The organism is Rhodoblastus acidophilus (assembly GCF_009720655.1).
Classification (GTDB): domain Bacteria; phylum Pseudomonadota; class Alphaproteobacteria; order Rhizobiales; family Beijerinckiaceae; genus Rhodoblastus; species Rhodoblastus acidophilus_A.
In genome coordinates, this window is the sequence record NZ_WNKS01000038.1 from 1 (window position 1) to 9484 (window position 9484).

12 protein-coding genes and 1 pseudogene are annotated in these 9484 nt (G+C 63.6%); 4 read left to right on the plus strand and 9 right to left on the minus strand.

The features are described 5' to 3' along the window. The first annotated feature begins 756 nt into the window (after positions 1-756). Together GJ654_RS20430 and GJ654_RS20435 are read left to right on the plus strand one after the other, a co-directional pair. On the plus strand, positions 757-1083 hold the full coding sequence (locus GJ654_RS20430) for an ArsR/SmtB family transcription factor (RefSeq protein ID WP_264586325.1): 327 nt from the start codon (positions 757-759) through the stop codon (positions 1081-1083). Between the two features lie 9 nt (positions 1084-1092). Then, positions 1093-1929, plus strand: a complete 837-nt coding sequence (locus GJ654_RS20435) for an arsenite methyltransferase (RefSeq protein WP_155448028.1) — start codon at positions 1093-1095, stop codon at positions 1927-1929. Positions 1930-1932: 3 nt separating this feature from the next. Here GJ654_RS20435 and arsC read toward each other — a convergent pair whose 3' ends face one another. From arsC to GJ654_RS20475, 8 genes are all read right to left on the minus strand, one after another. After that, on the minus strand, positions 1933-2367 hold the full coding sequence (gene arsC, locus GJ654_RS20440; RefSeq protein WP_155448029.1) for an arsenate reductase (glutaredoxin): 435 nt from the start codon (positions 2365-2367) through the stop codon (positions 1933-1935). Then, positions 2360-3433, minus strand: coding sequence for an ACR3 family arsenite efflux transporter (gene arsB / locus GJ654_RS20445; RefSeq protein WP_155448030.1), 1074 nt, complete (start codon positions 3431-3433; stop codon positions 2360-2362). Before arsB ends, arsC begins: the two co-directional genes overlap by 8 nt. A gap of 12 nt (positions 3434-3445) precedes the next feature. Then, entirely contained in the window at positions 3446-3976 is a 531-nt protein-coding gene (locus GJ654_RS20450) for an arsenate reductase ArsC (RefSeq protein WP_155448031.1), read from the minus strand. A 22-nt stretch (positions 3977-3998) separates the two neighbouring features. Further along, positions 3999-4325, minus strand: coding sequence for an ArsR/SmtB family transcription factor (locus GJ654_RS20455; protein ID WP_155448032.1), 327 nt, complete (start codon positions 4323-4325; stop codon positions 3999-4001). Between the two features lie 73 nt (positions 4326-4398). Further along, positions 4399-4647: a thioredoxin family protein gene (locus GJ654_RS20460; RefSeq protein WP_155448033.1), complete on the minus strand. Its 249-nt coding sequence runs from the start codon at positions 4645-4647 to the stop codon at positions 4399-4401. A gap of 48 nt (positions 4648-4695) precedes the next feature. Next, positions 4696-4932, minus strand: coding sequence for a thioredoxin family protein (locus GJ654_RS20465; RefSeq protein ID WP_155448034.1), 237 nt, complete (start codon positions 4930-4932; stop codon positions 4696-4698). A 14-nt stretch (positions 4933-4946) separates the two neighbouring features. Further along, on the minus strand, positions 4947-6005 hold the full coding sequence (locus GJ654_RS20470) for a permease (protein ID WP_155448035.1): 1059 nt from the start codon (positions 6003-6005) through the stop codon (positions 4947-4949). Then, positions 6002-6298, minus strand: a complete 297-nt coding sequence (locus GJ654_RS20475; RefSeq protein ID WP_155448036.1) for an ArsR/SmtB family transcription factor — start codon at positions 6296-6298, stop codon at positions 6002-6004. The genes GJ654_RS20470 and GJ654_RS20475 overlap by 4 nt, the downstream gene beginning before the upstream one ends. Before the next feature lie 136 nt (positions 6299-6434). Here GJ654_RS20475 and GJ654_RS20480 point away from each other — a divergent pair, with 136 nt between their 5' ends. Then, entirely contained in the window at positions 6435-7622 is a 1188-nt protein-coding gene (locus GJ654_RS20480) for a thiolase family protein (protein ID WP_155448037.1), read from the plus strand. Positions 7623-7746: 124 nt separating this feature from the next. Here the strand turns inward: GJ654_RS20480 and GJ654_RS20485 are convergent. Next, positions 7747-8526: pseudogene (locus GJ654_RS20485) on the minus strand (sulfite exporter TauE/SafE family protein); the annotation flags it as partial. A gap of 647 nt (positions 8527-9173) precedes the next feature. On the opposite strand from GJ654_RS20485, the gene GJ654_RS20495 reads away from it, so the two are divergent. Beyond that, complete coding sequence (locus tag GJ654_RS20495; protein WP_155448038.1) at positions 9174-9407, plus strand: hypothetical protein; 234 nt, start codon at positions 9174-9176, stop codon at positions 9405-9407. Positions 9408-9484 lie beyond the last annotated feature (77 nt).

The window sequence follows — 9484 nt, forward strand, 5'->3', positions numbered from 1 at the left end:
TCCAGGTTCGCCTGTTGAATCAAACAAAAGCCGATTCGGGAATCCGCCGCCGAGTCAGTCTCTCGGAGACTTGGTATAACGATAAACCGGCTGCGCTTGTCCAACTGCTCTGTCTTGTCGCTCTCCCCGAAGCACCACTGCTGTGAGCAGACGGTACTTCTCGCCTTCGCCGTTTTACGGCGGCGTTCTGAACTTGGTAAGATTGGCGACCCGCCACTCGTGGCCGCCTGCCCTATCAGCTGCGGCACCGATAGGGCTGGGCACGCGACAGCACGTCCAAGGCCGCCCACGCGGAAAGGATGTCGTTCGGACGATCCGTCAAGGGGCACGTCGGTTTCACCGTCTTAGCTTGTGGGATGGGCGCGGTCTGAGCGACGAACGGGGGAGGGGTGAAGGCCGCACCAGCTGCGGACCATGGATCTGGCGCGGCAGGCGTCTTGCGGTCCTCCCCCAGCACCTTATGGATTCTCGATTACGCTGGCCCTCCGTTCTCGATTAGAATGACTCGTCGCGTTCTCGATTACGTTGACTCCTCGCAACACGTTGCCCCGACGCTGTTTTCTCCTGCCATCGACCGGCCAGGCAGCGGCGCGCGGGAAGAGGAGTCAATCTAATCGAGAACTTTCTGGCAACCTGCTCGAACGGCGGGGTGGCGCGAAGTCCTCGCGACTGCGGATCGAGCTTGAAACGTCCCGCTCCCTTGCGTTGACGTTTGATATTTCTGCAATTATAGAAATATGGAACAGGGAGCCTTTGGTGGACGATCAGGTTGCACGCTACGCCGACATGCTGGCGGCGCTGGGGACTGAGGCTAGGCTACGGATCATCCGGCTGCTGCTCGCCGCGCATCCGAACGGGCTTGTGGTCGGCGAGATCGGCGCGGAACTCGGCATTCCTCCCTCAACCCTGTCGCATCATCTCGACAAGCTGAAGAACGAAGGGCTGGTCGCCGTCTGTCGCGAAAGCACGTTCTTGCGTTATTCCGCCCGCACCGAAGCGCTGGAGGAAATCCTGGGCTTTCTGTTCGCGGAGTGCTGCACCCGCAACAAAGCTGTCAATCCCAAGGCCGTCATCAAAGCATAGGAGGTTGCAATGACCGACCCCGCGATCAAGGACGTCGTCCGCGAAAAGTATGCCGAGGCGGCGCGCCGCGTTTCGTCCTCAGGGTCATGCTGCGGCGGAGGGGGCGCCGTGCTCGACGGTTGCGATCCGATCACCTCCAACCTGTACGCTGAGCATGAAAAGGGGGAACTCCCCGACGCCGCCGTCATGGCGTCGCTCGGCTGTGGCAATCCCACGGCGCTCGCCGAATTGAAGCTGGGCGAAACCGTGCTCGACCTCGGCTCTGGCGGCGGCATCGACGTGCTGCTTTCGGCCAAGCGCGTCGGTCCGACGGGAAAGGCCTACGGCCTCGACATGACCGACGAAATGCTCGCGCTTGCCCGCGCCAATCAGGAAAAGGCCGGCGCGACCAACGTCGAGTTCCTAAAGGGCGAAATCGAAGCCATTCCGCTGCCGGACAACTCGGTGGACGTGATCATCTCGAACTGCGTGATCAACCTGTCCGGCGACAAGGACAAGGTGCTGCGCGAAGCCTTCCGCGTTCTGAAGCCGGGCGGCCGGTTCGCAGTGTCCGACGTGGTCACGCGCGGCGACATTCCGGCAGAGATCCGCAGGGACGTTCTTGCCTGGGTCGGCTGCATCGCCGGTGCGCTCGATGAGAACGATTTCCGCGAAAAACTCGCCGCTGTCGGTTTTGAAGCGATCAGCATCGAGCCGACGCGCATCTACAAGGTCGATGACGCCCGAGAGTTCCTGATGGGCCAGGGCCTTGATGTGGACGCCCTGGCGAAACAGGTGGACGGCAAGTTCATGAGCGCCTTCGTGCGCGCGACCAAGCCGCAACTCCGCAAAAAGTGCTGCGGGTAATCGTCAGCCGACGCGGTTGCCCGCAGCGTCGATGATCAACTGGCCGTCTTCCTTGGCGAGCGGACCCGGCGGCAGCCGGTCGAGCAGGTCCAGAACCAGTTCGCTGGGCCGGCACAGCTGCACGCCCTTGGCCGAGCAAACGATGGGGCGGTTGACGAGGATCGGATGCGCGACCATGGCGTCAAGCAAGGCCTCGTCGGAGATCGCCGGGTCGAGCAACCCCAATTCCTGCGCCGGCGATTTGGTGGTCCGCAGCGCTGCCCGCGGCGTCAGGCCGGCGGTGGCGAACAGGCCGAGCAATTGCGGCTTGGTCCAGCCGGTCGTGAGATATTCGATCACGGTCGGGCGATAGCCGGCGGCCTCGATGATGGCGAGGACGTTGCGCGACGTGCCACAGTCCGGATTGTGGTGGATGACGACGTCGGTGACCTCAGGCATGCCGGCTCTCTTGCGTATCGGCGATCTTGCGGCGGCTGACGGCGGCGCCCGCCTCGTACCAACCGCGTGTGGCGTTGACGATCTTGACCACGGTCAGCATCACCGGGACTTCGATCAGCACGCCGACGACAGTGGCGAGCGCCGCGCCGGACTTGAAGCCGAACAGGCTGATGGCGGCGTCCACCGCCAGTTCGAAGAAATTGCTGGCGCCGATCAGGGCGGAAGGCGCGGCCACGCAATGCGCCTCGCCGGTCACGCGGTTGAGCAGATAGGCCAGTCCGGCGTTGAAATAGACCTGGATCAGGATCGGGACATCAAGCAGCAGGATCACGACCGGCTGGGCGATGATCTGCTCGCCCTGAAAGCCGAACAGCAGCACCAGCGTCGTCAGCAGCGCCACCAGCGACACGGGCTGCAACCGGCTGAGCAGGTTTTTCAGCGCCCCCTCGCCGCCGGACGCCAGGACCGCCTTGCGCAGGATTTGCGCGGCGATGACGGGAACGACGATGTAGAGCACGACCGACAGCACCAGCGTCGACCAGGGTACGGTGATCGCGGACAAGCCGAGCAGCAGGCCGACGATGGGCGCAAAGGCGACGACCATGACTACGTCGTTGAGCGCCACCTGGCTCAGAGTGAAATGCGGCTCGCCGTCGGACAGGTTGCTCCAGACGAACACCATGGCCGTGCAGGGCGCGGCGGCCAGCAGGATCAGACCGGCGATGTAGGAGTCGATCTGGTCGGCGGGCAGCCAGCTCTTGAACAGCCATCCGATGAACAGCCACCCCAGCAGCGCCATCGAAAACGGTTTCACCGCCCAGTTGACGAACAACGTCACGCCAATGCCACGCCAGTGCTCGGCGACCTGCGACAGGGCGGAAAAATCGATCTTCACCAGCATCGGCACGATCATCAGCCAGATCAGCACGGCGACCGGCAGATTGACCTTGGCGATCTCCGCCGCGCCGATGACATGGAAGACGCCGGGAAAGAAGTGGCCAAGCGCAACGCCGACGGCAATGCAGAGCGCGACCCAGAGGGTCAGGTAGCGTTCAAAGCCGGACATATATGAGCCTGTTCAGACAGAGGACTTTTCGGACGGAGACGTCGCGCCCTCGCCACGGCCGATCTCGGCCAGCTTGCTGGAAAGCGACAAACGGTCGAGGCTGGCGATCGGCAGGGCGGTAAACAACGAGACGCGGTTACGCAGGTAGCGGAACGCCGTGACGAAGGCGCGCTCCTTCTCGATGTCGGTTCCCTCGACGGCAGCGGGGTCCTCAATGCCCCAGTGCGCCGTCATCGGCTGTCCGGGCCAAAATGGGCAGGCCTCACCCGCGGCGTTGTCGCAGACGGTGAAGACGAAATCCATCTTCGTCGCCTCGGCTCCGGAAAACTCGTCCCAGCTCTTCGAGCGGGCGCCTTCGGTCGGATAGCCGAACGACTGCAAAACCTTCAGGGCGAACGGATTGACGACGCCTTTGGGATGGCTGCCGGCCGAAAACGCACGGAAGCGCCCGCCGCCGTCCTTGGCCAGGATGCGCTCCGCCAGGATGGAGCGGGCCGTGTTGCCGGTGCAGAGAAACAGGACGTTGTAAACGCGATCAGTCAAATTCCATCTCCTTTGGCGGGCATCAGGGCGTCAGGTCCGCAATCAGCGGCGCGCAAATGTCGGCGCGGCCGCCGCAGCAGTCCTTCAAGAGAAAGAGCACGACCTCGCGAAGGCGCGACAGGTCGGCGCGGTAGATGATCGAACGACTGTGACGCTCGCCGGCGGCAAGGCCAGCGTTGGCGAGGATCGACAGGTGCGCCGACATGGTGTTTTGCGGCACGCCGATCAGGCGTGCGAGTTCGCCCGCGGGAACGCCGTCCGGTTCGCGGGCGACGAGCAGCTTGAAGGTTTGCAGGCGCGTCGCCTGTGACAAGGCGGACAGCGCCACGATGGCCCTAATCTCATCCATAAATCCAGACTAACGGATAAGTTTGACAGCGGCAAGACGCTCCAGGACACCTATCTAACCGAAGTAACCGAAGTCACGACCCGAGCCATTTGGCTACCTCCTGGGCCTTCGGCATGCCGCCGGCGTGAACGATCTTGCCATCGACCACGACGACAGGCGTCGAGACGATGCCGAATTTCGAGCAAAACCGTGCGATCTCCACGTAATCCGTCACCTTCTCGATCACGACGTCCGTCCCAAGCTTCCGCGCCTCCGAGCGCAGCATCTCGAACGTCGCCTCGCAGCGCTTGCAGCCGGGACCAACCACCTGCACCTTTTTCATGGTTTCGGTCTCACGACATCAGGAACGGTCTGGGGACGTTTGCCATGATCAGGCGGCGAGCCATTTCGCCAGATCTTCGGCCTTGGGCAGTCCGCCCGCGTGAACGACCTTGCCGTCGATCACGATCCCCGGCGTCGAGACGATGCCGAACTGCGCGATCTCCGCATAATCCGTCACCTTCTCGACCTTGACCTCGACGCCGAGTTTTTGGGCCTCCGCGCGCACCATCTCCGCCGTGGTCTCACAGCGTTTGCAACCGGGGCCGAGCACTTTTACGTCTTTCATGAGATTGGCCTTTTTCAGGAGAATAGCGCGTTGAATAGATAGCCGACGGCGATGATGCCGAGCCCCACCACGCCGATGAATACCGCGATCAGTTTTGTCGTCAGCACCTTCCGCAGGATGATCATTTCAGGAAGGGACAGCGCGGTCACCGACATCATGAAGGCCAGCACCGTTCCAAGGGCGACGCCCTTGCCCAACAGCGCTTCGACCACCGGAATGATGCCTGCGGCGTTGGAATACATGGGTATGCCGACCAGAACGACGGCGGGCACTGACCACCACGCGCCCTTGCCCATAATCGAGGCGAGCAGCTCGCTGGGCACGTAGCCGTGGATGAAGGCGCCGGCGGCGATGCCGACGATGATCCACATCCAGACCTTGCCGACGATGTCGCGCACGGCCTCGATCCCGGCCTTGATGCGGTCAGCAACCGAGATGGATTCAGCGGGAAGTTCGACGGCGCCTGCGCGCACGTTCCGCACCCATTCCTCAAGCCAGCCTTCGAGATGCAGGCGCCCGATCACCCAGCCGGAAACCATGGCTATGCCAAGCCCGAAGCCCAGATAGGTCAGCGCCACCTGCCAGCCGACCAGGGCGAACAGCAGCCCGAGCGCGACTTCGTTGACCATCGGCGCGGAAATCAGGAACGAGAAGGTCACGCCGAGGGGCACGCCCGCCGAGACGAAGCCGACGAACAGCGGCACCGCCGAGCATGAACAGAACGGCGTGAAGATGCCGAGTCCGGCCGCGGCGATATTGCCGATGCCCTCGCGCCTGCCGGCAAGCAGCGCGCGGGTGCGCTCCGGCGAAAAGAAGCTGCGGACCACGCCCATGCCGAACACGACCAGGGTCAGCAGCATCAGCACTTTTGGCGTGTCGTAGACGAAAAAGCGCGCGGCCTCCTTGAGGTGATCGTCTTGAGGCAGAGGCAGAAGGCCGACGATCCATGAGGAAAAATCCTCCAGCCTCCAGTAGACGACGAACCAGAGCGCGACGGCTGCTACAGTCGCAGCCGCAGGAAGAGCCGACGACCGTGAGATGACAGTCGGCGATTGTGATGTGTCGGCGCTCATGCGGCCTCCTGTCGGGCTTGCGGCATCGCCGCCATGACCGCGTCGACAATGGCGACGACGTCCTGTGCGAGGGCCGGATTGCGGCGGTAGCGCACCCATTGCGCGTCGCGCCGATCGACGACGAGTCCGGCGACCTTCAGCGCCGCCATGTGCCGCGACATGCGCGACTGGCTGGCGTCGATTTTCTTCATCAGCTCGCAGACGCAATGCTCCTCCCCGTCCCAGACGAGGCGAAGAGCGGCGAGGCGGGTGGGCTCCGCCAGGGCGGATAGAATCGAGACGAGATCTTTCATGACATACGCATGCGCTCTAATGCGCTTATGCGCTTTGATGCATGTCAATCCCGCCCCCGAGGATACGCGTTATGTTGTTGCGTAAATTTCGGCGTAGTCGCCTGTGACGACGACCGCCCATTCAGGGAGTGAAATCATGTCAGCGCGTGACGTTGTCCTCTGTCATCCCGTCAGGACCGCAATTGGCACCTATGGCGGGGCTCTCAAATCGACGCCTGCCGTGGATCTCGGCGCCGCAGTTGTGCGCGAGACGCTGCATCGCTCGAAACTGGACCCGGCAAAACTGGGTTCGGTCATCATGGGCAACGTCGTCCAGGCCGGAAACAAGATGAATCCGGCCCGCCAAGCCGCAATTTATGGCGGCGTCCCCGTCAACGTGCCGGCGATGACCGTCAATCGCGTCTGCGGGTCTGGCGCCCAGGCCATCGCTTCCGCCGCCCAGGACATTTGGCTGGGGTTCTCCGACGCGGCGATCGCCGGCGGCATGGAGAACATGGACGCCGCCCCCTACCTCATGGGTGGCGGGCGATGGGGCTACCGCATGGGCAACGCGGAGATTTTCGACTCCATGCTGCGCGATGGCCTCAACGACGCATTTTCCGGCGAGCATTCCGGGTGGCATACGGAAGACCTCGTCACGAAATACCAGATCAGCCGGGCTGACCAGGATCGCTGGGCCGAGCGTTCGCAGCGGCGTTTTTCCGCGGCGCAGGCGGAAGGAAAATTCGACGCCGAGATCGTGGCCGTCGAGGTGAAAGGCCGCAAGGGTCCAGAGCCCTTTGTCCGGGACGAGCACAACAGACCTGAGACAACAATCGAGAGCCTGTCGAAATTGAAGCCCGCATTCCGGAAGGACGGGACGATTACGGCCGGCAACGCGCCAGGCCTGAATTCTGGCGCCGGAGCGATGATTGTCGCCGAGCGGGGCTTTGCCGAGGCGAACGGATTGGCGCCGATGGCGCGGCTCGTCGCGTTTGGCCTTGGCGCCGTCGAGCCCGGTCTGTTTGGTATCGGCCCCGTGCCGGCGGTGCGTCAGGCGTTGGAGCGGGCCGGCTGGTCGGTGGCGGATATCGACCGCATCGAAATCAACGAAGCCTTCGCCGCCATTGCGCTTGCCGTCACGCGCGAACTCGGCCTGTCCGAGGAGGTCGTCAACGTCGAGGGCGGCGCCATAGCCCACGGACATCCGATTGGCGCTTCCGGCGCGATCCTGACCACCCGATTGATGCACTCGATGGCGCGCGACGGACTGCGGCGCGGCGTGGTCACGCTGTGCATCGGCGGCGGTCAGGGGATAGCTTTAGCTGTCGAAACGCTGCGCTAGCGAACATCGCGCGAGTCAATGCTGGAAAAGTCCGGCTGACTGTCTGCGTTTGGCCGAGGCTGAGGCGCTTGGCCATCCGTTCAGTCAATCTTGATGGCGTGGGGGACCGCTGCCTTCACCGGCTTCACCCATGCCGCCACACCTTTACCGAGGACGCGACGAGGATCAGCGCCAAGCCCGGCAGCAGCACGTGGTCCGGGACGATCCCCAGCAATCGCCCGCCGATGAAGGCGCCGACGATCGACCCGAACGCCATGACCACGACAAAGCGCGTGTTTTGGGCGATTACCGCGAAGGCGCTGTCGCGGCTGTAGCGCGTGAAGGCGACGATCATGGTGGGCAGGCTTACGGCAAGCGACAGGCTGCCGGCGAGCTTGATGTCGGCCCCGAACAGCAGCACCAGCGTGGGGATGAGGAGTTCGCCGCCCGCAACCCCCATCAGCGAGGCCACGACTCCGATAGAGAAGCCGGCGGCGATGCCGGCGACCACCAGTCCCCAACCGGACAGCAAGGCGGAAGCGGAGGTGGAGCCATGTCCGAACACGAGGGCGCCGGCGATCAGCACCATCAGGGTCGCGAGGGTGCGGTAGAGATTTCTTGAACTCAGTTTCGTCGCCCAGCCGGCGCCGAGCCAAGCGCCAAGCATGCTGCCGGCCAGCAGGTTGACTATGATCGGCCAATTCGCCGTGACGGCTGCGAAAGACACGGTCGCCGCCCGGAACGGCAGCGCGGCGGCGACCACGATCAGGCTCATCGCCTTGTTGAGTATGACCGCCTCCAGAGCGCGGAAGCGGAAGACGCCGATCAGCAAGGGAAGACGAAACTCGGCCCCGCCGAGGCCGATCAGGCCCCCGAGCGCGCCGATCACCGCGCCGCCGGCGAAAGGCTGGAGCCGGTCCGGGCGCGGCGTCGCTAGCCTCGCCTTCGGGGAGAGCTGTCGCTTCGGGTTTCAACATGAACGGCTCCAATACGGCGTCGCAGGCGACGGGCGCGAGACACGGGCGTGTGTTGGCCTATGAAACTCCTCGGTATTTTCACGTGCGAATCTTCGCGGGGAAAATCATTGCCAAATTCTTAGGCTGCGGCCAATCTTGGCCGAAACAACAACGGTCTGCGGGGAGAGAGCAAATGATAGACAAGCGGTATCTGCATTCCGAATAACCCGTAACCGACGCGGCACGTCCGCACGAAGCAGAATCGGCGCCAACATCAGGTTCGGACGAGGATAGCCTCGACCTCCGTTGAATTTCATTCGTGAGCGCGGCGCATCCGGGGCGGACGCGCCCACATTGCTCAGGAACAGTTGCGTAAGAAGAAGCGGCGACCAGCAGAGAGTGCCGCAGGGCATCGAGCCTTGGGCGTGGATCATCAACAACAGCGTCGCGGCGGCCCGACCGAATTCGCCTCTGCTTCGGCAACGGGCGCGCAACGAAGTGCCGTAAATCGAGGCCGTTGCCGAACATCATGCGCGGCGCTACGCGGCCGTGTTGGAGGAAGAACCCGTCGGTATGGATCGCCTCCGCCCATGATCGCATCGACCGAATACGACGGATGGCCGCGCGGGCGGATCGTCCTCGAAACGCCAGCCCGTGCCCCGGTCTCTGGCAAACCGTCAACGACGTTTCATACACCGACGGGCGGATCACCGTCGTTCACGTCGAGCATTTCGCCGTCCAAGGCGCGCTGCTCGACTGGTGGCTGGGCGTGAAACCCAACAAGAGGGTGAGGCTCGGCCTCCTGGCAAAGGAGGCGGTCGCGACGGCCTTGCGTTCTCGATTACGTTGACGGCGAGGTCGGATCCTGCGGCATCGTCATGGGGAAACTCCCGCGCTCGCCGGTCCTGGAGCGGCGTTGGCGAGAAG